At 71.3% G+C, this 21305-nt stretch carries 20 protein-coding genes; 12 read left to right on the forward strand and 8 right to left on the reverse strand.

The genetic code is table 11. The annotated features are described in order from the left end of the window. The first annotated feature begins 8 nt into the window (after positions 1–8). The 3 genes from ACZ7EC_RS17720 to ACZ7EC_RS17730 are packed head-to-tail and all read left to right on the forward strand — an operon-like array spanning position 9 to position 3558. Positions 9–1268 carry a cytidylyltransferase domain-containing protein gene (locus tag ACZ7EC_RS17720; RefSeq protein WP_471063435.1) on the forward strand — a complete coding sequence of 420 codons (1260 nt, stop codon included), beginning with the start codon at positions 9–11 and terminating at the stop codon, positions 1266–1268. Positions 1269–1279: 11 nt separating this feature from the next. Beyond that, entirely contained in the window at positions 1280–2218 is a 939-nt protein-coding gene (locus ACZ7EC_RS17725) for an N-acetylneuraminate synthase family protein (protein ID WP_471063436.1), read from the forward strand. A 35-nt stretch (positions 2219–2253) separates the two neighbouring features. Then, on the forward strand, positions 2254–3558 hold the full coding sequence (locus ACZ7EC_RS17730; protein ID WP_471063438.1) for a hypothetical protein: 1305 nt from the start codon (positions 2254–2256) through the stop codon (positions 3556–3558). A 7-nt stretch (positions 3559–3565) separates the two neighbouring features. Here ACZ7EC_RS17730 and ACZ7EC_RS17735 read toward each other — a convergent pair whose 3' ends face one another. The 3 genes from ACZ7EC_RS17735 to ACZ7EC_RS17745 are packed head-to-tail and all read right to left on the reverse strand — an operon-like array spanning position 3566 to position 5309. Beyond that, complete coding sequence (locus ACZ7EC_RS17735) at positions 3566–4003, reverse strand: DUF488 domain-containing protein (protein ID WP_471063440.1); 438 nt, start codon at positions 4001–4003, stop codon at positions 3566–3568. Continuing rightward, positions 4000–4614 (reverse strand): DUF488 domain-containing protein, encoded by a 615-nt coding sequence (locus ACZ7EC_RS17740; protein WP_471063442.1) that lies wholly within the window; start codon positions 4612–4614, stop codon positions 4000–4002. Before ACZ7EC_RS17740 ends, ACZ7EC_RS17735 begins: the two co-directional genes overlap by 4 nt. Next, the gene (locus ACZ7EC_RS17745) at positions 4611–5309 is read right to left on the reverse strand and encodes a dual OB domain-containing protein (protein WP_471063444.1); all 699 of its coding nucleotides are present in this window, start codon (positions 5307–5309) and stop codon (positions 4611–4613) included. The genes ACZ7EC_RS17740 and ACZ7EC_RS17745 overlap by 4 nt, the downstream gene beginning before the upstream one ends. Positions 5310–5896: 587 nt before the next feature. Here ACZ7EC_RS17745 and ACZ7EC_RS17750 point away from each other — a divergent pair. The 7 genes from ACZ7EC_RS17750 to ACZ7EC_RS17780 all read left to right on the forward strand — a co-directional run bounded on the left by ACZ7EC_RS17750 (position 5897) and on the right by ACZ7EC_RS17780 (position 14477). Further along, positions 5897–7126, forward strand: coding sequence for an amidohydrolase (locus ACZ7EC_RS17750; protein ID WP_471063447.1), 1230 nt, complete (start codon positions 5897–5899; stop codon positions 7124–7126). Between the two features lie 361 nt (positions 7127–7487). Then, positions 7488–8543: a BMP family lipoprotein gene (locus ACZ7EC_RS17755; protein ID WP_471063449.1), complete on the forward strand. Its 1056-nt coding sequence runs from the start codon at positions 7488–7490 to the stop codon at positions 8541–8543. A 192-nt stretch (positions 8544–8735) separates the two neighbouring features. Further along, positions 8736–10295: an ABC transporter ATP-binding protein gene (locus ACZ7EC_RS17760; protein WP_471063638.1), complete on the forward strand. Its 1560-nt coding sequence runs from the start codon at positions 8736–8738 to the stop codon at positions 10293–10295. Next, entirely contained in the window at positions 10292–11422 is a 1131-nt protein-coding gene (locus tag ACZ7EC_RS17765) for an ABC transporter permease (RefSeq protein WP_471063451.1), read from the forward strand. The genes ACZ7EC_RS17760 and ACZ7EC_RS17765 overlap by 4 nt, the downstream gene beginning before the upstream one ends. Next, positions 11422–12714, forward strand: coding sequence for an ABC transporter permease (locus ACZ7EC_RS17770; RefSeq protein ID WP_471063453.1), 1293 nt, complete (start codon positions 11422–11424; stop codon positions 12712–12714). Before ACZ7EC_RS17765 ends, ACZ7EC_RS17770 begins: the two co-directional genes overlap by 1 nt. After that, entirely contained in the window at positions 12711–13115 is a 405-nt protein-coding gene (locus tag ACZ7EC_RS17775) for a cytidine deaminase (RefSeq protein WP_471063455.1), read from the forward strand. Before ACZ7EC_RS17770 ends, ACZ7EC_RS17775 begins: the two co-directional genes overlap by 4 nt. Positions 13116–13193: 78 nt before the next feature. Continuing rightward, the gene (locus tag ACZ7EC_RS17780) at positions 13194–14477 is read left to right on the forward strand and encodes a thymidine phosphorylase (RefSeq protein WP_471063457.1); all 1284 of its coding nucleotides are present in this window, start codon (positions 13194–13196) and stop codon (positions 14475–14477) included. 104 nt (positions 14478–14581) lie between these two features. On the opposite strand, the gene ACZ7EC_RS17785 is transcribed toward ACZ7EC_RS17780, so the two are convergent. Next, a complete protein-coding gene (locus ACZ7EC_RS17785) occupies positions 14582–15502 on the reverse strand; it encodes an AEC family transporter (RefSeq protein WP_471063459.1) in 921 nt (306 codons plus the stop codon). A 101-nt stretch (positions 15503–15603) separates the two neighbouring features. On the opposite strand from ACZ7EC_RS17785, the gene ACZ7EC_RS17790 reads away from it, so the two are divergent. Beyond that, entirely contained in the window at positions 15604–15963 is a 360-nt protein-coding gene (locus tag ACZ7EC_RS17790) for an STAS domain-containing protein (RefSeq protein WP_471063461.1), read from the forward strand. Here ACZ7EC_RS17790 and ACZ7EC_RS17795 read toward each other — a convergent pair. The 3 genes from ACZ7EC_RS17795 to ACZ7EC_RS17805 form a co-directional block, all read right to left on the reverse strand. After that, positions 15847–16863, reverse strand: a complete 1017-nt coding sequence (locus tag ACZ7EC_RS17795) for a sigma-70 family RNA polymerase sigma factor (protein WP_471063463.1) — start codon at positions 16861–16863, stop codon at positions 15847–15849. The two genes, ACZ7EC_RS17790 and ACZ7EC_RS17795, sit on opposite strands and share 117 nt — an antisense overlap. Positions 16864–16969: 106 nt before the next feature. After that, on the reverse strand, positions 16970–18094 hold the full coding sequence (dnaN, locus tag ACZ7EC_RS17800; RefSeq protein WP_471063465.1) for a DNA polymerase III subunit beta: 1125 nt from the start codon (positions 18092–18094) through the stop codon (positions 16970–16972). Between the two features lie 102 nt (positions 18095–18196). Beyond that, positions 18197–19468 (reverse strand): MFS transporter, encoded by a 1272-nt coding sequence (locus ACZ7EC_RS17805; RefSeq protein ID WP_471063467.1) that lies wholly within the window; start codon positions 19466–19468, stop codon positions 18197–18199. A gap of 62 nt (positions 19469–19530) precedes the next feature. Here ACZ7EC_RS17805 and ACZ7EC_RS17810 point away from each other — a divergent pair, with 62 nt between their 5' ends. Beyond that, the gene (locus tag ACZ7EC_RS17810; RefSeq protein WP_471063469.1) at positions 19531–20484 is read left to right on the forward strand and encodes a LysR family transcriptional regulator; all 954 of its coding nucleotides are present in this window, start codon (positions 19531–19533) and stop codon (positions 20482–20484) included. 23 nt (positions 20485–20507) lie between these two features. On the opposite strand, the gene ACZ7EC_RS17815 is transcribed toward ACZ7EC_RS17810, so the two are convergent. Further along, complete coding sequence (locus tag ACZ7EC_RS17815) at positions 20508–21272, reverse strand: alpha/beta hydrolase (RefSeq protein ID WP_471063470.1); 765 nt, start codon at positions 21270–21272, stop codon at positions 20508–20510. Positions 21273–21305 lie beyond the last annotated feature (33 nt).

Below are 21305 nucleotides of genomic sequence, written 5' to 3' on the forward strand. Positions count from 1 at the left end.
GAGATCGGATGTCCCACCCGGAAGCGAGCCAGGGCGCGACGGTGCGCCGGGTGCTCGCGGTGATCCCCGCCCGCGGCGGCTCCAAGGGCGTGCCCGCGAAGAACCTCGCCCCGGTCGGCGGCGTCCCGCTGGTGGTCCGCGCGGTGCGCGAGTGCCGCGCCGCCCGCCTGGTGACCGATGTCGTGGTCTCCACCGACGACCAGGCCATCGCCGCCGCGGCCCGCGCGGCCGGCGCCGAGGTGGTGCTCCGCCCGGCCGCCATCGCCGGGGACACCGCCACCTCCGAGGCCGCCGTGCGGCACGCCATGGACGCGCACGAGGCGCTGCACGGCGCGGCCGTGGACGTGGTCCTGCTCGTGCAGTGCACCAGCCCCTTCATCGTCCGCGAGGACGTGGACGGGGTGGCCGGCGCGGTGGCGGAGAACGGCGCGGACACCGCGGTGACCGTGGCGCCCTTCCACGGCTTCGTCTGGCGCGAGGCCGGGAGCGACGCCGCGGGTGGGGGCGGTGCCGGGACCGGGGGCGGGGGCGGCGTCGGGGTGAACCACGACGCGTCGTACCGCCCGCGCCGCCAGGACCGCCCGCAGGACTTCCTGGAGACCGGCACCGCCTACGCCATGGACGCGGCCGGCTTCCGCGAGCACGGGCACCGCTTCTTCGGCCGCACCGAACTCGTGCGCACCGACCCCGCGCGGGTCCTGGAGATCGACGACCCGCACGACCTCGCGCGGGCCCGCGCCCTCGCCCCCCTCTTCGACGCCGACCGCCCCGGCGCACTCCCCACGGCCGACGACATCGACGCGGTCGTACTCGACTTCGACGGCACCCAGACCGACGACCGGGTGCTGATCGACTCCGAAGGACGGGAACTCGTCTCCGTGCACCGCGGGGACGGACTCGGCATCGCCGCGCTGCGCAGGAGCGGCCTGCGGATGCTGATCCTGTCCACGGAGCAGAACCCTGTGGTCGCCGCCCGCGCCCGGAAGCTGAGGCTCCCCGTGCTGCACGGCATCGACCGCAAGGACCTCGCCCTCAAGCAGTGGTGCGAGGAGCAGGGCATCGCGCCGGAGCGCGTGCTCTACGTCGGCAACGACGTCAACGACCTCCCGTGCTTCGCCCTCGTGGGCTGGCCCGTGGCGGTCGCGAGCGCTCACGACGTCGTACGCGGCGCCGCACGCGCGGTCACCACGCTCCCCGGCGGTGACGGCGCGATCCGGGAGATCGCCAGCTGGATCCTCGGCCCCTCTCTCGATTCCCTCCCCAAGTAAGGAACCCCCTGATGAGCACCAACTCCCGTCTGCGTACGTTCGGTTCGCGCGAGGTCGGCCCCGGTCGTCCCGTCTACATCTGCGGCGAGATCGGCATCAACCACAACGGTGAGCTGGAGAACGCGTTCAAGCTGATCGACGCCGCCGCCGAGGCCGGCTGCGACGCCGTCAAGTTCCAGAAGCGCACCCCCGAGATCTGCACCCCGCGCGACCAGTGGGACATCGAGCGCGACACCCCCTGGGGCCGCATGACCTACATCGACTACCGCCACCGCGTGGAGTTCGGCGAGGACGAGTACCGCCGGATCGACGAGTACTGCAAGGAGAAGGGGATCGACTGGTTCGCCTCCCCGTGGGACACCGAGGCCGTCGCCTTCCTGGAGAAGTTCGACGTGCCCGCCCACAAGGTGGCGAGCGCCTCCCTGACCGACGACGAGCTGCTGCGCGCTCTGCGCGCCACCGGCCGCTCCGTCATCCTCTCCACCGGCATGTCCACCCCGAAGCAGATCCGCCACGCGGTCGAGGTCCTCGGCTCGGACAACATCCTGATGTGCCACGCCACCTCGACCTACCCGGCGAAGGCCGAGGAGCTGAACCTCCGCGTGATCAACACGCTGGAGAAGGAGTTCCCGAACGTCCCGATCGGCTACTCCGGCCACGAGACGGGCCTGCAGACCACGCTGGCCGCCGTCGCCCTCGGCGCCACCTTCGTCGAGCGCCACATCACCCTCGACCGCGCCATGTGGGGCTCCGACCAGGCCGCCTCCGTCGAGCCGCAGGGCCTCACCCGCCTGGTGCGCGACATCCGCACCATCGAGGCCTCCCTCGGCGACGGCGTCAAGAAGGTCTACGACTCCGAGCTGGGCCCGATGAAGAAGCTGCGCCGCATCACCGGCGTCGTCGCCGAGGCGGAGATCGCGGCCGCGGCCGGCGAGCCGGTCACGGTGTGAATCCAGGTCACTGACGACGGGACGGTCGCACCCCGATGAGCCCCCGCACCGGCCGCACCGGCCACCCCACCCGCACGCTCGCCTTCGTGGAGAGCCCGGTCCAGCTGCTCAACGTCCTGGAGTGGGCGCACCTGCACGGGCTGCGCGGCGCGGCCCCCGATCCGGGACCGGGCGGCGGCTCCCGGCGGGCGGACGGCTCCCGGCCGGGGAGCGGGGAGCCGGCGGGCGTGCCCGTTCCGCCGGGCGGGGCGCCGGGGGGCGCGGCCGTACCGCCGGGCGGGACCCCGGAGCCGGGCCCGGCTCCGGTGCCGGCCCCGCTCCCCTCCGTACCCGCGCAGGTACGGCGGACGCCGGCCGGCCAGGCGCCGCCCCCGGTGTGCGCGGACCTCACGCTCGTCGTCCTCGCCCCGACCGACCCCATGACCCGAGGCCAGCTGCGCCGGATGGCCGACCTGGCGCGGGACGAGGGCCACCGGGTGCGCTGGGAGGAGGCCCGCGGCGGCCCGGCCGCGCCGTTCGCCACCATCGGCGGCCTCGCGGGACTGCTGCGCCGCGCCGACCGCGTGGTGATGGGCGACCCCTTCTCCCGCTACGTCCAGCTGCTGCTGACCATCACACGGGCGCGGGACCTGGTGGTGGTGGACGACGGCACCGCCACGATGGAGTTCATCGCCCAACTCGCCCGCGGGGAACGCCTGGTGCGCTGGCACCGCAAGGGCGGCCGCCCCGGCCCCCGCGACCTGGTCTTCGCGCCGGTCTCCTCCTCGGCCCGCCGCCGGCTGACCCCCAGTGCGCGCCGCCGGGTGGAGGTCTTCTCCTCCATGCCGGTGCACGAGATCCCGGAGGGCGTCACGGTCACCGCCAACGACTTCTCCTGGACCCGGACCCGGTTCGGCCCGCCGCGCATCACCAAGGGCGCCGACATGGTGGGCACGTCCCTGGTGGAGACGGGCGTGGTCGACGGCGACTCCTACCTGGAGGCCGTCCGCACCCTGGCCAAGGCGCACGGCACCACCCGCTACTTCGCCCACCGCCGCGAGAGCACCGGGAAACTCCACCAACTGGCCAAGGAGACGGGCCTGGAGATCGTCCGCCCCGATCTCCCCCTGGAACTGATCGCCCGCCGCGGCCCCATCGGCCGTACGATCCTCAGCTTCCCCTCCACCGTCGTCCACACCCTCCCGCTGGCCCTGGCCGGCACCGGCGTCCGCGTCGCGGTGTGCGACATCGATCCGGCCTGGCTCACCGAAACCGCCTCCCCCCGCGCGCGGGACTTCCTGTCGGACGTGACCGGAACCGCCCGCGACGTCCACCGCCTGCCGTCGGTGAGCCTGGCGTAACCGCCGTTCACGCCAGGTGTTCGATGGTGACATCGCCCCACTGCTGTGCGAGATACTCCGCGACCAACCGGCGGTGGCAATTCCGTGGACTGTCCTCGCTGCAAAGCAGGACTGCATTGGCAAGCGTTTCCTGCCGGACGGCGCCTTCGACCTGACGCTCCCTCATCAATTCCAGGAAGTTGACTTCGTAGGCCGCCCAGCCAATGCCCCGTTTCTTGTAGGCGTCGAGCATCTCCTGAGTCGGGGCCAGCTCGGTGCGATGGGTGTACTGCACACCGCAGAGTTCGCTTAGGAAGTACCTGAGGTCGTCACGCTTTGCGAAACCAGAAAGCTGTGAGACGTTGTTGAGCCGAACATCGACAAGCGTTGCCACTCCGGCGTCACGCAAGAGCCCGAAAAACTTTTCAGCCGACTTCTTCGTGAACCCGATGGTGTAGAGCTTCATCGTCCTGATTCCCCGCCGGTGCGAAGCTCCTCATTGACATACGCGATGCGTTTCTCCTGACGGTCGAGAGCTTCTTGGAGGCGCTCGTCCGCAGTTCGGAACAGATCCTCCTGATCCAGTCCGAAATTAGTCATGAGGCGTCGCATTGTCGATTCGTGATCTTCGACGTGCCCGTCGCCATGGATGTGTTTGACGGAGATTCCGTACTTTTCGAGGACCCGCGAAACGAGCACGCAACGATGGCAGTCGAGTGGTTCCTGCTCCGTGCACATGACGGCGATTTGCTCGCTCTGCGCACCATTCTGCAGTCGTTCGATGCCGCTGACGAAATCCGAGGTCCGGGCGAGAAGGTCATACCGGACCCGTCCGTCGACATAGCACGTGAGGTCTTCGGTGCGCGCGCCCAGTTCCTTTCCCAGGAATACGTACTTGATATCGGCATCGGACAGCATGCGCTCCACAGCGTATCGGTTGAACTGGGGCGTGAATCGACTGACGGGCATCGACCGCACATCGGCGACCGCCGTGATCCCGTGCTTGTGCAGCAGGCTCAGGAACCCGGACGCGCTGTGCGTGGAGTGGCCGACAGTGAATACTGTATGAGGTGTCATCGCCTGCTGCCTGTTGAGATCTTTGCTCGCTCGATAATGGCCGCTACTAACTTGTAGGCGTAGCCATTATATGGTTCGCCGAGACTCACCGTGAGGAAGGACTCGCCCAGTTTGTAAAGACCTTCCCGCCTCTCGAAATATTTTAGCTCGTATTCTGGATCGGTTACCGACAGTATATGTGCATGTCTCCTGTAGGAGAAGTGGGCGCGCAGGGCTCTCCTCTGTTCTCCGAACATCGCTCCGGTCGTATGCACTTGTAACATCAGACCGGTGACGCGTATCAGCTTGAGTGAGTCCGGCAAAGTCGCCGCTTCTTCGGCCGGTATGCGATCGTTTTCTCCGTGATAGGTGCTGGACCCGTTGATCCACAGTGAACTGGGGCGCTGCTCCAGGCTCAGCAATTCCCTCCACCCGACCCTGCCAGTTTTCTTCCAGTAATAATCTGACGCAAGAATCCAGTTCTCAGTCTGGAAGTCGCGCGGCTGGGGTCGAAGAAGCGGCACCGAGACGACATCGAGGACGCTCGGGTCCGTCCCGTCTCTATACTGCCTTTCATGGGCTGAGACTTCGCGGGTCGGGCGGGCGCTGACCGGGCGTACCCATTCTGCTGATCCGTCGTTGACTATGCCCGCCACGCACCGGCCTGAAAGCTTACGAGAATTTGCCAGACATACGAACGTCTTCGTCCGTACCATGTGGTCTCCCCCCAGGAAACTGACTGCCAAAAGTTTACGATGGGGGTCCAGCGCGCGTCTGCCGTTCCGGCAAGCTGATGCACATGCCTCGTTGGCGGGGCGGGTTGCGTTCGGACGGCCAGGATGAGCGCGGGCTCGTCGGGGTGCTCGGTCCGGCAGGCGAGGGTGCCGCCGACGGAGGTGGTGGGGATGTTCGGGAAGGTCACCGAGCCTGTCTCGCAGCGGAGTTGGGGCCGGGGTTCGCTGCGGTGGGGATCAAAGGCCGGTGCGGTGGGCGGGAGAGGCTGGAGGGGGGCGCGTCGCGGGGGCCCTGGCGGGCGCGTCGTGGCAGGCGCGGGTCGTCCGCGTCTCGGGTGGGGACGAACCTGATGGTTGTGGGCCGAGTGGAGGTCCGGTTCGTGGACATGACGAGCGTGACCCGGCCGAGGCGTGGTATGCGTGGAAGAAGAGAAAAGTGGTTTTACCCATCACAGTCCACAGTCATGCGTCCAGCGGTCGGATTTTCTTCCCCTAACGGGCTGAACTTTTGTTGATACAGGGGCAGTTGGCCAGCCGGGCGTCCTACCCTTCAGAGGGTGAAGCAATTGATGTCCCTAGAGTCCGAGTCCGGCCTCGCGGGGGATGCGCTCCCCGGCGTGCTGAGCGAGTCCCTGCACGCCGAACTGGTCGCGTTCCGACGCGACTTGCACATGCACCCCGAGCTGGGCAACCAGGAGTTCCGTACCACCGCCGCGATCAAGGAGCGGCTGGAGAAGGCCGGGCTGCGCCCCCGCGTCCTCGCCACCGGAACCGGACTCGTGTGCGACATCGGCCTGAAAGAGGGGGAGCGGCCCGGCGTACCGCTGCTCGCGCTGCGTGCCGACATCGACGCCCTGCCGATCCCGGACACGAAGAGTGACTGCCCGTACCGCTCCACCGTGCCCGACCGCGCGCACGCCTGCGGACACGACATGCACACCACCGTCGTGCTCGGCACCGGCCTCGTCCTCGCCGACCTGCACGAGAAGGGGCTGCTCAGCCGCCCCGTACGGCTGATCTTCCAGCCCGCCGAGGAAGTGCTGCCCGGCGGTGCCCTCAGCGCCATCGAGGACGGCGTGCTCAACGGGGTCGGGCGGATCCTCGCCGTGCACTGCGACCCCCGCGTCGACGCCGGCCGCATCGGACTGCGGCACGGCCCCATCACCAGCGCCTGCGACCGGCTGGAGGTCCTCCTGGACGGACCCGGCGGCCACACCGCGCGCCCGCACCTGACCACCGACCTGGTCACCGCCGCCGCCCGCGTCGCCGTCGACGTCCCCGCGCTGATCGCCCGCCGCGTCGACACCCGCGTCGGCCTCGCCCTCACCTGGGGCCGTATCGAGTCGGGCCACGCCCCGAACGTCGTACCCCAGCACGCCGAGCTGGCCGGCACCGTGCGCTGCCTGGACCTGGAGGCGTGGCGGCAGGCGCCCGACATCGTGCACGCGGCCATCGACGAGGTCGCCACCATGCACCGGGCCAAGTCCGAGATCAACTACGTGCGAGGGGTGCCCCCCGTCGTCAACGACAAGGGCTCCGCCGATCTGCTGCGCCGCGCGATGGCCGCCCGCCGGGGCCGGGACGCCGTGGAGGGCACCGAGCAGAGCCTCGGCGGCGAGGACTTCTCCTGGTACCTGGAGCACGTGCCCGGCGCCATGGCCCGGCTCGGTGTGCGCCGCCCCGGCGAGCGCACCGTGCGCGATCTGCACCAGGGCGACTTCGACGCCGACGAGGACGCCATCACGGTCGGCGTGGAGATGTTCACGGCCGCGGCCTTCCTGGAGGAGAACGACGGCTGACGGCGCCCGAGGGGCGGGGGAGCGGGGGCTCGGGGGCTTCTCCCGGTGACGCCCGCCGCCCCGCCCCACCGCACCTCCGGCGCCGTACCCACCCCCTCCCACCGGCGCCGCACCCGGCCGCCCCTAGCCTCTCCCCCTTCCTCGCGCAACACTCCCGCAAGCCAATCGTTCGCTGGGCGCAACAGCCCCGTGGGAGGACTCGGAGAAGGTGTTCAGACGCTGTTTGCCTCGAATCGATAACGGCTTCGAGAGAGGGTTTTTTGCGACATCTACGCGCGTTACGATGCCGCGAAGCCGTCGCCGCCGGGGTGTTCGGCTCAAGCGCCGACATGGCGCTCAGGTCAGGTGAAGGAGCCTTCCCGTGCGCCGGGTAGCCAAGCTTTCCGCTGCGTGTCTCGCCACCGCAGCACTCGCCCTTTCCGCCACCGCGTGTGGCAAGACGTCCTCCGACGACGCCGGCTCGACCCCCTCGGGCGGCGCCAAGGGCGGCATCAAGATCGGTCTCGCCTACGACGTCGGCGGCCGTGGTGACCGGTCCTTCAACGACTCCGCCGCGCGCGGTGCCGACAAGGCCGAGAAGCAGTTCGGCGGCTCCATCAAGGAGCTGACCGCGAAGACCTCGGACACCCCCGCCGACCGGGTGCAGCGCCTCACCGACCTGGCCCAGGCCGGCTACAGCCCGATCATCGCCGTGGGTTACACCTACGCGCCCGCCGTGCAGCAGGTCGCCAAGCAGTTCCCGAAGACCTCCTTCGGCATCGTCGACTCGGTCGTGGACGGCAAGAACGTCAACAGCATCACGTTCACCGAGGAGCAGGGCTCCTACCTCGCCGGTGTCGCCGCCGCGCTGAAGACCAAGAAGAACCACGTCGGCTTCATCGGCGGTGTCGACACCCCGCTGATCAAGAAGTTCGAGGCCGGTTACGTGCAGGGCGTGCACGACACCAACCCCAAGGTGAAGGTCGACGTCCAGTACCTGACCCACGGCCAGGACACCTCCGGCTTCTCCAGCCCGGACAAGGGCCAGCAGGCCGCGCAGGGCATGCTCGACAACGGCACCGACGTCATCTACACCGCGGCCGGCTCCTCCGGCACCGGCGCGATCGAGGCCGTGAACGGCGTCAAGGGCGCCTGGGCGATCGGCGTGGACTCGGACCAGTACAACATTCCGGGCATGGCGAAGTACAAGAGCTCGATCCTGACCTCCATGGTCAAGAACGTCGACGTCGGTGTCTTCGACTTCATCCAGTCCGTCAAGAACGGCAAGCCGCTCGCCGGCAACAACGTGTACTCCCTCGCCAAGGGCGGTGTCTCCCTGGCCACCAGCGGTGGCTACCTGAAGGACATCCAGCCCAAGCTGGACGCCGCGAAGCAGAAGATCGTCGACGGCAAGATCAAGGTCAAGACCACCCCTTGATCCCACCCGAGTGACAGGTAAGGGTCCGGCCCGGCCGGACCCCGGCTCGGCGCGGGGGGCCGTTCGCGCTCCCCTCGCCGGGCCATAACAATGTGTCAACTCTACGCGTGTAGCTACGAGTTGCCGCGCTAGCGTCGCCGACGCCTGCCCTCCCTCCCCTTACGCAGCCCCTTTCCCCGAGGAGAGTGCGCCATCAACGCGTCCAGCCCTCCCGCTGCCGTCGAACTGCGCGGCATCACCAAGCGCTTCCCCGGCGTCGTCGCCAACCGCGACATCGACATCACCGTCGCCAAGGGCACCGTCCATGCCCTGTGCGGTGAGAACGGCGCCGGCAAGTCCACCCTGATGAAGATCCTCTACGGCATGCAGCAGCCGGACGAGGGCACCATCACGATCGACGGCGAGCAGGTCGTCCTGCACAACCCCGCCGACGCGATCGCCCGCGGCATCGGCATGGTGCACCAGCACTTCATGCTCGCCGACAACCTCACCGTCCTGGAGAACGTCGTCCTCGGCGCGGAGAAGCTCCACGGCATCGGCGGCAAGGCCCGCGCGAAGATCCGGGAGATCTCCGACGCGTACGGCCTGAACGTGCGCCCCGACGTCCTCGTCGAGGAGCTGGGCGTCGCCGACCGCCAGCGGGTGGAGATCCTCAAGGTCCTCTACCGCGGCGCCAGGACGCTCATCCTCGACGAGCCGACCGCCGTGCTCGTGCCCCAGGAGGTCGACGCCCTCTTCGACAACCTGCGCGAGCTGAAGGCCGAGGGCCTCACGGTCATCTTCATCTCCCACAAGCTGGGCGAGGTGCTGTCCGTCGCCGACGAGATCACCGTCATCCGGCGCGGTACGACGGTCGGCACCGCCGAGCCGGCCTCCACCACCCCCCGCCAGCTCGCCGAGATGATGGTCGGCAGCGAGCTGCCCACCCCGGTGACCGAGGAGTCCACGGTCACCGACATCCCGATGCTCACCATCGAGGGTCTGCACCTGAGCCAGACCGACCTCGACGGCGTCGAGCGCGTCATCCTCGACCAGATCTCCCTGACCATCCACAAGGGGGAGATCCTCGGCATCGCCGGCGTGGAGGGCAACGGCCAGTCCGAGCTGGTCGAGGCCATCATGGGGATGCGCGACCCGGAGGCCGGGACGATCACCCTCGACGGCACCGACATCTCGCGGCGCGCCACCCGGCAGCGCCGCGAGGCCGGCATCGGCTACATCCCCGAGGACCGCCACCGCCACGGCCTGCTGCTGGAAGCCCCGCTGTGGGAGAACCGCATCCTCGGCCACGTCACGGAGAAGCCCAACTCCCGCGGCGGCCTGCTGGACACCAAGGGCGCCCGCGCCGACACCGAGCGGATCGTGGCGTCGTACGACGTCCGCACCCCCGGCATCGACGTCACCGCGGCCTCGCTGTCCGGCGGCAACCAGCAGAAGCTGATCGTCGGCCGCGAGATGAGCCACGCCCCCAAGCTGCTGATCGCCGCCCACCCCACGCGCGGTGTGGACGTCGGCGCGCAGGCGGCCATCTGGGACCACATCCGCGAGGCCCGCCGCGAGGGCCTGGCCGTGCTGCTGATCTCCGCCGACCTGGACGAGCTGATCGGCCTGTCCGACACCCTGCGGGTGATGTACCGCGGCCGCCTGGTCGCCGACGCCGACCCCGCCACCATCACCCCCGAGGAGCTGGGCTCCGCCATGACGGGTGCGGCCACCGGCCACCTGGAGCACGCAGAGGACGACGCCCGATGAACAAGCTGACCTCACGGATCGACAGGGAGCGGCTGCTCCTCGGGATCGCGGCGCCGCTGCTCGCGATCGTCGCCGCGCTCGTCATCACCGCCCTGGTGATCCTCGCGACCGGCAAGAACCCCGGCCCCGCCTTCAGCGACATGATGACCTACGGCTTCGCCAGCGACAGCCAGGTCTACATCCTCAACAAGGCGTCCACGTACTACCTCGCGGGCATCTCGGTGGCCATCGGCTTCCGGATGAACCTGTTCAACATCGGTGTCGACGGCCAGTACCGGCTCGCCGCGTTCTTCGCCGCCGTCCTCGGCGGGGCGCTGACCCTGCCGGGCTGGCTCTCCATGCTGCTCATCCTCATCTGCGCGATGGCGACAGGCGCGGTGTGGGCGGCCATCGCCGGTGTGCTCAAGGTGACCCGCGGCGTCAGCGAGGTCATCTCCACGATCATGCTGAACTCGATCGCCACCGCGATCATCGGCTACCTGCTCCAGCCCGGAAAGCTGGCCCAGCTCTACCAGGGCGGCACCGTCGTCGCCACCAAGCCGCTCCCGTCGGCCTCGCACTTCTTCCTGATCAACACCGGTCCGGGCGGCGATCTGGACGGCTTCATCGTCGTCGCCGCGATCGTCGGCGTCGCCTACTGGTTCGTCCTCGGCCGTACCCGCTTCGGCTACGACCTGCGCACCGTCGGCCAGTCCGAGAGCGCGGCCACCGCGAGCGGTGTCTCGGTGAAGAAGATGGTCGTCACCAGCATGATCATCTCGGGTGCGGCGGCCGGTCTGATCGGCATGCCGACCCTGCTCAACGAGAGCTACCAGTACAGCAGCGACTTCCCGACCGGCATCGCCTTCACCGGCATCGCCATCGCGCTGCTCGGCCGCAACAACCCGATCGGCATCGCGCTCGGCGCCCTGCTGTGGGGCTTCCTGGAGCGCACCACCAACCACCTGGAGTTCCAGGGCTACGACAAGGAGATCCTCGGCGTGATCCAGGGCGTCATCGTCCTGTGCGTCGTGATCGCCTACGAGGTCGTACGCCGCTACGGCCTCAAGCGCCAGCAGCAGAAGGTCGGCGCCGAACTCGCCGCCCAGGCCGCCGCCGCCCCGAAGAAGAAGCTGGAGGTGGCGTGATGACTGCCACGATGACCGACGCGCCGCCGCCGGCGGCGCCCAAGGCTCCGGGCGCCGCCGCGCCCAAGGGTTCGAGCCGCTCGCTCGGCCAGATCCTGGTGCTCGTCGCGGGCGCGCTGCTGCTCCTGGCCGCGGTCCGGGTGATCACCGGCTCCCAGGACCTGGACTCCGCGGGCCAGGTCAGCGCCGCCCTCGGGCTCGCCGTGCCGATCGGCCTCGCCGGTCTGGCCGGCCTGTGGTCGGAGCGGGCCGGCGTGGTCAACATCGGCCTCGAGGGCATGATGATCCTCGGCACCTTCGGCGCCGGCTGGGCTGGCTGGCAGACCAGCCCCTGGCTCGGCCTGCTGTGCGGTATCGGCTTCGGCGTCCTCGGCGGCCTGGTGCACGCGGTCGCCACCATCACCTTCGGCGTCGACCACATCGTCTCCGGTGTCGCGCTCAACCTGCTCGCGCTCGGTGCCACCCAGTACCTCGCCAAGCTGAGCTTCACCGGCGGCGCCGCGTCCAACGCGGGCGGCAACCCCAAGCAGTCCCCGCCCGTGGACGCCCTGCCGGACGTCACCGTTCCGGGTCTGTCCGACGGCCTCCAGTCGCTGGAGCAGCACCACTGGTTCCTGGTCTCCGACCTGGCCGGCATCCTCGGCGGCCTGGTCACCCACCTGTCCGTGGTGACCGTGCTGGCCGCGGTGCTGTTCGTGGGCAGCTGGTGGCTGCTGTGGCGCACCCCCTTCGGGCTGCGGCTGCGCTCCTGCGGCGAGAACCCGGTCGCGGCGGAGTCGCTCGGCGTCAACGTCTACACGTACAAGTACGCGGCCGTGGCCGCGTCCGGCGGTCTGGCCGGCCTCGGCGGCGCCTTCCTCGCGCTGGTCACCTCGCACACCTACCTGGAGGACCAGACCGGCGGCCGCGGCTACATCGGCCTCGCCGCGATGATCTTCGGCAACTGGCGTCCCGGCGGCCTCGCCATGGGCGCGGGCCTGTTCGGCTACTCCGACGCCCTCCAGCTGCGCAACGGCGGTACGACCGTGCACGCGCTGCTGCTCCTGCTGGTCGTGCTGCTCGTCGCCCTGGCCGCCTGGAAGGTGTACCGCAAGGCCGCGTGGCACGGCGCGATCAGCCTGGTCGTGGCGGCGGTCGTCCTGGTCTGGTACCTGTTCACCGACGAGGTGCCGAGCGACTTCGTGGGCGCCACGCCGTACGTCGTCACGCTGCTGGTGCTGTCGCTGTCCGCGCAGCGCCTGCGGATGCCGAAGGCGGACGGCATGCGGTACCGGAAGGGCCAGGGCAAGTGACCGAGAACGCGGCCGGATTCGACTGGGAGGCGCTGCGCGCCGAGGCACGGGAGGCGATGGCGCACGCCTACGCCCCCTACTCCGGCTACCCGGTCGGCGTGGCGGCCCTGGTCGACGACGGCCGCACCGTCACCGGCTGCAATGTCGAGAACGCTTCGTACGGCCTGGGCCTGTGCGCCGAGTGCGGCCTGGTGTCGCAGCTCCAGCGCACCGGCGGGGGCCGCCTGACGCACTTCACCTGTGTGGACGGCCAGGGCTCGCTGCTCGTGCCGTGCGGGCGCTGCCGTCAGCTGCTGTACGAGTTCGGCGGCCCGGAGCTCCTCCTGGACACCCCCGCGGGCGTCCTGCCGCTGTCCGAGATGCTGCCCCAGGCCTTCGGCCCGGACCATCTCACCAAGTAACTCCCGTACGGCCCTCCTGCCGCGCCCGCGCGCAGGGGGGCCGTACTCCTTGCACCTCCCGGAAGGAAGCCACCAGCCATGGCCATGGACGCCATCTCCGTCATCCGCACCAAGCGGGACCGCGGCGAGCTGACCGACGCGCAGATCGACTGGGTCATCGACGCGTACACCCGCGGCGAGGTCGCCGACGAGCAGATGTCCGCGCTCGCCATGGCGATCCTGCTCAACGGCATGAACCGGCGCGAGATCGCCCGCTGGACGGCGGCCATGATCGCCTCGGGCGAGCGCATGGACTTCTCCACGCTGTCCCGCCCGACCGCCGACAAGCACTCCACCGGCGGCGTCGGCGACAAGATCACCCTGCCGCTGGCCCCGCTGGTCGCGGCCTGCGGCGCGGCCGTGCCGCAGCTGTCCGGCCGGGGTCTCGGCCACACCGGCGGCACCCTGGACAAGCTGGAGTCCATCCCCGGCTGGCGCGCGCTGCTCTCCAACGAGGAGATGCTGAGCGTGCTCGACGGCGTCGGCGCGGTGATCTGCGCGGCGGGCGACGGCCTGGCTCCCGCGGACAAGAAGCTGTACGCCCTGCGCGATGTCACCGCCACGGTCGAGGCGATCCCGCTGATCGCCTCCTCGATCATGTCCAAGAAGATCGCCGAGGGCACGGGCTCGCTGGTGCTGGACGTGAAGGTGGGCACCGGCGCGTTCATGAAGAACCTGGCCGACGCCCGCGAACTGGCCTCCACGATGGTCGGCCTGGGCACGGACCACGGGGTGCGTACGGTCGCCCTCCTCACCGACATGTCCACCCCGCTCGGCCTCACCGCGGGCAACGCGCTGGAGGTCCGCGAGTCGGTGGAGGTCCTCGCGGGCGGCGGCCCGGCGGACGTGGTCGAGCTGACCCTCGCGCTGGCGCGGGAGATGCTGGACGCGGCGGGCCTGAAGGACGCGGACCCGGCGAAGGCGCTGGCCGACGGCTCGGCGATGGACGCCTGGCGCCGGATGATCGCGGCCCAGGGCGGCGACCCGGACGCGCCGCTGCCCACCTCCCGCGAGCAGCACGTGGTCACCGCTGCGTCCTCGGGTGTCCTGACCCGTCTGGACGCCTACGACATCGGCATCGGCGCCTGGCGCCTCGGCGCCGGCCGCGCCCGCAAGGAGGACCCGGTGCAGGCCGCCGCGGGCATCGAACTGCACGCCAAGCCGGGTGACACCGTCACCGCGGGCCAGCCCCTGCTGACCCTCCACACGGACACCCCCGAGCGTTTCGACTACGCCCTGGAGGCGGTGTCCGGCTCCTACGACATCGCCCCCGAGGGCACGTCCTTCACGGCGACGCCGGTCGTGCTGGAACGCATCGCCTGACCTGCGGTTTCCTCGTACGGATGAACGGGACCGGCGGAACTGGCCGGTCCCGTTCGGCGTGTCCGACGGGCTCATGGACGGGATTCATCCGCCGGCCGGGCGGATCACCCCAGGAGCGCGGCCACCCCCACCAGCACCGGCACCGACACCACCGTCGACAGGAGGATCGACTCGCGGGCCAGGGACTGGGCGACGCGGTAGCGGCTGGCGTAGGTGAAGAGGTTCTGGGCGGCCGGGAGGGCGGAGGTGACGACGACGTCGAGGAGGGGGGCGCCGTGCAGGCCGAAGAGGGAGGTGGCGAGGGCCCAGGCGATCAGCGGCTGCCCCAGGGACTTCAACGCCACGGAGAGCAGGACGAGTCGACGGTCCCGGCCGCGCCAGGGCGCTGCGCTGCCGTGCAGGGACATGCCGAACGCCAGCAGCGCCGCGGGGACGGACATGCCGCCGATCAGGGTGAGCGGGTCCAGCACCGGGCCGGGCGGCTTCCAGCCCATCGCCGCGACCACCACCCCGGACAGCGAGCCCACCGCGATCGGATTGCGCAGCGGGGTCAGCAGCCGCCGCCCGAGCGTGCCCTTCTCGTCCGTGCCGGACAGGTCGAGGACGGTGAGCGCGACCGGCGTGACCAGGACGACCTGGAAGAGGAGCACCGGCGCCACGAGGGAGGCGTCGCCCAGCACGTACGCCGCGATGGGGATGCCGAGGTTGCCCGAGTTGACGTAACCGGAGCACAGCGCGCCGATCGTCGTACGGCCCACACCCCACCGGCGTACCACCCCCGCCGCCACGAAGGCCGCCGAGACCGCCGCCGTGCTCAGCGCCGTCACCAGCAGGCGGGCGGAGAACAGCGCCGACAGGTCGGCCTTGGCCAGGGTGGTGAACAGCAGCGCGGGACCCGCCACCGTGAACGCCAGCCGGGTCAGCACCTCCATGCCCTGCGGTCCGAGCGTTCCGCGCCGCCCCAGTACGTAGCCCACCCCGATGACGATCGCGATCACCGCGAACCCGCTCAGTACCCCCGTCACGGCCTCAACCCTCCAAGGTGGGGGAGGAATTGGTCAATGTGACGTGTGTGATGCCGGTGGCGGTGCGATGAGTTGTGCTCGCGGCGGCCGTCTACCCTGTCGTGGACGCCGAGGAACCCCCTGTGCTGGTGCTGCCCCAGACCGTTGAGCGCGACGGGGTACCGGCGCTCTGCGACGCCGTACGGTCCGCGCTGGCGCGCGCCGGCGCGGGCGGGCGCCTCGTCGTCTGCGACACGGCCGCGTTCGGGCCGCCGGGCCTCGCCCACGTGGATCTGCTGGCCCGTCTCGCACTGGCCGCCCGCCGCTGCGGCGGCCGGATCCGGCTGCGCGCCCCCGCGCCCGAGCTACTCGCGCTCCTCACCCTCGCCGGACTCCGCTTCCAGGCGGAGGGGCAGCCCGAAGAGGGGGAACCAGCGCCGGGTGTCGAGGAAGCAGTGGAAACCGGTGATCCGGCCCTCTGACAGCTCCAGCACCTGCACCGCCCAGGGGCCGAACCCGCCGTTCTCCGGGTCCGGCTTGTAGTGCGCGAAGGCGGGCAGCCCGTTGGCCCGCACCGGCACCAGCCGGGATGCGGCGCAGGACGCGCCGATGGTGCTCATGAAACCGGTGATGTCGGCCGGTCCGCGCAGCCACAGGTCGAACGGCGGCATCGTCATGACCGCGTCCTCGTGCAGCAACGCCGTCAGCGCCGCCATGTCGTACCCCTCGAACGCCCGCACATAGCGCTCCAGGAGCTTCCGCTGCTCCGCGTCCAGCGGATCGGACACCTCGCCCCCGGCGCCCGCGTCCGCCGCCGCCCGCTCGGCGAGGGTGGCCCGCGCCCGCTGCAACGCGCTGTTGACCGAGGCGACCGAGGTGTCCAGCAGCTCGGCCACCTCGCTCGCCTTCCACGCCAGCACCTCGCGCAGGATCAGCACCGCCCGCTGCTTGGGCGGCAGCCGCTGGAGCACCGCCATGAACGCCAGCCGGATCGATTCCTTGGCCACCGCCGCCTCCGCCGGGTCGGCCACCGCGGGCAGCACCCGCGCGTCCGGCACCGGCTCCAGCCAGGTGTGGTCCGGGCGCGGGGACAGCGCCGCCCGCGCGAGCGGGGTCGCGTCGGTCAGATCCATCGGCCGGGCTCGCCTGCTGCCCGCCGCCAGCATGTCCAGGCACACGTTCGTCGCGATCCGGTACAGCCACGAGCGCAGCGAGGAGCGCCCCTCGAACCGCTGGTGCCCGCGCCAGGCCCGCACCAGGGTGTCCTGCACCGCGTCCTCCGCCTCGAAGGACGAGCCGAGCATCCGGTAGCAGTACCCGGTCAGCTCGGTCCGGTGTTCCTCCAGCGCGGCGTCGATCCCCGCCGCCCCCGTGTCACCCATCGCCCACCCACCCCTGTGGCCGTCCTGTACGCGCCTTCGCGCCCCGGCACTCCGGAAGCTACCGCAGCCCACGGACAACGACCGCCGGAGCAAGAAAGCGACCGGATCAGACCAGTTGCTTCACGGACATGAGCAGATGTTGATGATCTGCCGCCCCGGCACCACTCAGCAGCACCCGCTGCCCCGCCCCGAGCATCTCGAATCGCAACCGGGAGCAGTCGAAGGAGGCCACCGCGTCCACCAGATACGCCGGGTTGAACGCCACGGTCAGCTCGGGCGCGCCCCGCAGCACGGCCGGCAGCCGCTGCACCGCCACATCGTCCCCGTACCCGGCCCGCACCAGCAGCGCCCCCTGCGCGGCCACGAAGTCCAGCCGCACCGGACTGTTCCCGTCCGCCACCACCGCAACCCGCCGCACCGCCTCCGCAAGCGCCGCGGTGTCCACCTCGGCGACCGAGGCATCCGCCAGCGCGAACAGGGTGCCGTACCCCGGCAGCCGCCCCTCCAGCCGCCGCAGCACCGTCCGCACGCCCCCGCCCTCGAACCCGGCGGTCCCCGCGCCCGCCGCCCCCGGATCCAGCAGCACCCGCACCGAGCCGCAGCGGGCGAGCCCCCGCGCCGTCTCCAGCAGCCGCCGCGCGGGCACCAGCACCTCCACCGGCTCCCCGGCCGCCCCGGGCCCCGGCTTCCACTCCAGCCGGCGTACGGCATAGCGGTACCGGTCCGACGCCGACAGGGTCAGCTCCCCGCCGGCCAGCCGGAGCTGGACCCCGGTGAGCACCGGCAGGGTGTCGTCGCGCCCCGCCGCCACCGCCACCTGCCCGACGGCCGCCGCCAGCGCCTCCGCGTCCACCGTGCCGTACTCCGCCGGCGCCGCGGGCGGCGCCGGGTACTCCTCGCACGGCAGCGTCGACAGCCCGAACCGGGTGCCGTCCGCCGTCACGGTGAACCGCGACCCCTCCAGCGTGCAGCTCACCGGCCCCTCCGGCACCACCCGGCAGATGTCCAGCAGCCGCCGCCCGAGCACCAGCACCCGGCCCGGCGCGCTCACCTCCGCCTCGGTCTCCGCCCGGACCGCGGTCTCGAAGTCGTACCCCGCCACCGTCAGCCGCCCGGCCCCGGCGGTCAGCAGCAGCCCGCCCAGCACCGGCACCGGCGTCCGCGCGGGCAGCGCCCGCGCCGCCCGGCCCACCGCCTCGGCCAGCTCCCCGCGCGCGATCCGGAACTCCATACGGCAAACCCCCCGCTCGACGGCCCAGTTGCCCCGGACGCTATCCGCGCCCACTGACAACCGGCCCCGAGCAGGGGGAACGCGCTGATCCGCGGCGGGGCGCTAGGCCGTGACCGGCTCTCGGCGCGCCGCGCGTGAGCCCAGCACCGTGATGGTGACGACGCCCAGGACGGCGAGCAGGCCGACGGCCACCGTGCCCGGCCAGCCGTTCGCGTGGAAGGCGAGGGCGCCGACCGTGCTGCCGACGCTGGAGCCGATGTAGTAGGCGGACTGGTAGAGCGCGGAGGCCTGGGCGCGGCCGTGGGTGGCGGTCTTGCTGACCGCCGAGGAGGCGACCGCGTGGCCCGCGAAGAAGCCCGCGGTGATCAGCACCAGGCCGACCAGGACGAGGGGGAGGAAGGAGGCGAGGGAGAGGAGCAGGCCCGCCGCCGTCGTGCCGCCCGCCAGGTACAGCGCGCCGCGGCGGCCGAGCCGGCCCACCAGGCGGCCCGCCGTGGACGCCGAGACCGTGCCCACCAGGTAGACCAGGAAGATCGAGCCCACGATGCCCTGCGGCAGCCCGAACGGCGCGCCCGTCAGCCGGTAGCCGATCACCGTGTACACGCCCCCGAACACCGTCATGAACAGCGCGCCGATCGCGTACAGGCGGCGCAGCAGCGGGTCGGAGAGGTGGGTGCGGACCGTGCCCAGCAGCACGCGCGGACGCAGCGAGCCCGCCGTGAAGTGCCGGGGCGCGGGCAGCAGCAGCCGGAACGCCACCGCGCACCCGACCGCGATCACCCCGATCACGCCGACCGACACCCGCCAGCCCCACATCTGCGCCACCCAGCCGGTGATCACTCGGCCGCTCATCCCGCCGACGCTGTTGCCCGCGACGAACAGGCCGATCGCGGTGACCAGCGCCCGCGGGCGCACCTCCTCGGCCAGATACGCCTGCGCCGAGGCCGGCAGCCCGGCGAGGGCCGCGCCCTGCACCGCGCGCAGCGCGACCAGCGCGCCGATCGACGGGGCGAAGGGCACCAGCAGGCCGACGGCCACGGCGACCGCGAGCGAGGCCGTCATCACCGTGCGCCGCCCGAAGCGCTCCGACAGGGCGCTCATCGGCAGCACGAACAGCGCGAGCCCGCCGGTCGCGGCCGCCACCGTCCAGCTCGCCTCGCTCGCCGCGACCCCGAAGTCGTCGGAGATCAGCGGCAGCAGGGCCTGGGTGGAGTACAGCAGGGCGAAGGTCGCGACCCCGGCGAGGAAGAGGGCGAAGCTCATCCGGCGGTAGCCGGGGCCGCCAGGCGTCAGCCGGGAGTCGGTGGAGGAGGTGGTGCTGACAGGGGACGCGGCGTCCAGGGTGGTGGACGCCCCGGTACTGGCGGGAGACATGCTTCGACCGTAAGGACGTCCCTCTCATCCGTCCAATGCATGGAATCGCCATAATCGTTCCCATGGAGCATCAGCAGAGGTCACCGAAGTGGCTGTCACCGTCCAGTGACACAGAAGACATGGCGCTGTTGCTCGCGCCCCGCCTCGCCTACTTCGCCGGGGTGGCCCGCAACGAGCACGTCACCCGCGCTGCTCAGGAGCTGAACGTCCCGCAGTCCACCCTCTCCCGCGCGATGGCCCGCCTGGAGCAGGACCTCGGTGTGGAGCTGTTCGCCCGCCGCGGCCGCACCCTCGTCCTCACCACCGCCGGCCGCACCTTCCTCGCCTCCGTCGAACGCGCCCTCGGCGAGGTGGAACGCGCCGCCGAGGAGGTCCGCGCCGACGCCGACCCCGCCACCGGCAAGGTCGCCTTCGGGTTTCTGCACACCATGGGCGCCGAGACCGTGCCCGGACTGCTCGGGGCCTTCCGCGCCGAGCACCCGCGCATCCGCTTCAGCCTGGTCCAGAACTACGGCGAGGCCATGCTGGAGGGCATGCGCGCCGGCCGCCTGGACCTCTGTCTGACCTCGCCCGTCCCGGACGCCCCCGACCTCGTCGCCCGCCGCCTGGACGAGCAGAAGCTGCGTCTCGTCGTCCCCGCCGACCACCGGCTCGCGGCCCGCCGCCGGATCCGGCTGGCCGAGGCGGCCGAGGAGAACTTCGTGACCCTGGAGCCCGGTTACGGCCTGCGGCGCATCACCGACGCCCTGTGCCGCGAGGCCGGGTTCGCGCCCCGGATCGCCTTCGAGGGGGAGGAGGCCGAGACGCTGCGGGGCCTGGTCGCGGCCGGTCTCGGGGTCGCGCTGCTGCCGCCGCCCACGGTGCCGAGGCCGGGGGTGGTGGAACTGACCGTCACCGCGCCGCGCGCCGTCCGCGAGATCGGCGTCGCCTGGCCGGCCGACCGCCCGGACACCCCGCCGGTCGCCGCCTTCAAGAAGTTCCTGCTGTCCAGGCGGGGAAACCTGCTCCCTTCCTGAACCCCCCTTGCGGACCGGGTGGCTCAGCGCTGCCGCAGCGACTTGCCGAACCCCACCGCCAGCGGCATCCGCAGCCCGATCGGCGGGGGCGCCGCCAGCGCGTCCTCGACCGGCCGGGAGAACGGGTGCCCGAACAGCGCGCCGCGCACGAAGTCGGCGGCCAGGCACTCCACTTCGTCCCGGTGGCCGCCCAGCCGGTGCCCGTCCGAGTGCACCTCGAACCGGCACACCTCCCGGTTCACCTTCTTCGCCCGCGCCGCGAGCCGGAACGACAGCTCCGGATCACTGCGCTCGTCGTTCGTGCCGTGCACGATCAGCACCCGCCGCCCCACCAGCTGCTTCACCGGCTCGGCGGGCGCGGCCACATCCTCCTCGGGCAGCCAAGGCGCCAGCGCCACCACCGAGTTGACGGCCTCGTGCCCGCCCGCCCGCAGCGCCGCCCGGCCGCCCATCCCGACGCCGACCAGGCACACCGGCACATCTCCGTACCGCCGCACGATCTCGTCGGCCGCCCACTCGGCGTCGGCCGCCAGATGCGCCTCGCTGCCGTTCCAACCGCGGTAGCGGTAGCGGACGGTGTGTACGGCCAGCCCCTCGCCCTTCGCCGCGCGGGCGAACCGCCGGCCCAGCGAGCGCACGAACACCGCCGGCCCCACCGGGAACGGCCTGCGTGCGGAGACCTCCTCCCCGCCGGGCAGCAACAGCACCGCCCCGCACACCGATTCCGGTCCCGGCCCGACCACCCTGCCCAGCCCGGCCGTCCGGACCGGCGTCGATTGCTGTCCCATGACAGAACAGTGTCAGAAGCCGCGGTATACGAA

It is taken from the genome of Streptomyces sp. NPDC037203, from assembly GCF_055605065.1.

Coding starts and splice junctions, on each gene's coding strand:
- ACZ7EC_RS17810 (WP_471063469.1), top strand. CDS start 19,531: ATGGAGCATCAGCAGAGGTCACCGAAGTGGCTGTCACCGTCCAGTGAC.
- ACZ7EC_RS17725 (WP_471063436.1), top strand. CDS start 1,280: ATGAGCACCAACTCCCGTCTGCGTACGTTCGGTTCGCGCGAGGTCGGC.
- ACZ7EC_RS17735 (WP_471063440.1), bottom strand. CDS start 4,003: ATGAAGCTCTACACCATCGGGTTCACGAAGAAGTCGGCTGAAAAGTTT.
- ACZ7EC_RS17720 (WP_471063435.1), top strand. CDS start 9: ATGTCCCACCCGGAAGCGAGCCAGGGCGCGACGGTGCGCCGGGTGCTC.
- ACZ7EC_RS17815 (WP_471063470.1), bottom strand. CDS start 21,272: ATGGGACAGCAATCGACGCCGGTCCGGACGGCCGGGCTGGGCAGGGTG.
- ACZ7EC_RS17795 (WP_471063463.1), bottom strand. CDS start 16,863: ATGGGTGACACGGGGGCGGCGGGGATCGACGCCGCGCTGGAGGAACAC.
- ACZ7EC_RS17750 (WP_471063447.1), top strand. CDS start 5,897: ATGTCCCTAGAGTCCGAGTCCGGCCTCGCGGGGGATGCGCTCCCCGGC.
- ACZ7EC_RS17780 (WP_471063457.1), top strand. CDS start 13,194: ATGGCCATGGACGCCATCTCCGTCATCCGCACCAAGCGGGACCGCGGC.
- ACZ7EC_RS17745 (WP_471063444.1), bottom strand. CDS start 5,309: ATGGTACGGACGAAGACGTTCGTATGTCTGGCAAATTCTCGTAAGCTT.
- dnaN (WP_471063465.1), bottom strand. CDS start 18,094: ATGGAGTTCCGGATCGCGCGCGGGGAGCTGGCCGAGGCGGTGGGCCGG.
- ACZ7EC_RS17770 (WP_471063453.1), top strand. CDS start 11,422: ATGACTGCCACGATGACCGACGCGCCGCCGCCGGCGGCGCCCAAGGCT.
- ACZ7EC_RS17765 (WP_471063451.1), top strand. CDS start 10,292: ATGAACAAGCTGACCTCACGGATCGACAGGGAGCGGCTGCTCCTCGGG.
- ACZ7EC_RS17805 (WP_471063467.1), bottom strand. CDS start 19,468: ATGTCTCCCGCCAGTACCGGGGCGTCCACCACCCTGGACGCCGCGTCC.
- ACZ7EC_RS17740 (WP_471063442.1), bottom strand. CDS start 4,614: ATGACACCTCATACAGTATTCACTGTCGGCCACTCCACGCACAGCGCG.
- ACZ7EC_RS17730 (WP_471063438.1), top strand. CDS start 2,254: ATGAGCCCCCGCACCGGCCGCACCGGCCACCCCACCCGCACGCTCGCC.